The organism is Streptomyces sp. GbtcB6 (assembly GCF_019091475.1).
In the GTDB taxonomy this organism is placed as follows: Bacteria; Actinomycetota; Actinomycetes; order Streptomycetales; family Streptomycetaceae; genus Streptomyces; species Streptomyces hyaluromycini.
The window spans coordinates 1-387 of sequence record NZ_JAGXJL010000213.1 but is presented as its reverse complement, the minus strand read 5'-3'; the positions used below and the strand labels follow the sequence as shown (position 1 = coordinate 387).

General features: G+C 80.1%; 1 protein-coding gene. It reads left to right on the top strand.

All coding sequences use genetic code 11. The annotated features are described in order from the left end of the window. Positions 1 to 387, top strand: a 387-nt coding sequence (locus KVT45_RS55210) for a tetratricopeptide repeat protein (RefSeq protein ID WP_217562684.1), incomplete at both ends; no start/stop codon positions are given.

The following is a 387-nucleotide window of genomic DNA, read 5'->3' as shown; positions in this document are numbered from 1 at the left end:
CCCTGGGGGAGCGCGAAGCGGCGGAGCGCGCCAGCGAGGACCCCGTGGACCGACGGCGCCGCGCCCTCGGCGAGTACCACCCCGACACGCTGCAGTCCGCCAGCCTCCGGGGGACCGCGCTCACCCTGTCCGGCCGGTACGCCGAGGCCCGCCGCATCAACGAGGACACCGTGGCCCGCCTGCGCCGGGTGCTCGGGGCCGACCATCCGCACACCCTCCAGGTGGTGGGAGCCCTCGCCACCAACCTGCGCGCACTCGGCGAGTACGCCGAGTCCCGGCGGCTGCTGGGGGGGGCGCTCGCCCACCCCCCCCGGGTCCTCGGCGGCGGCCCCCCGGGCCCGCCCAGGGGGGTGGACGGGCCCGCCCGCACCCCCGTCCCGCTGGGCA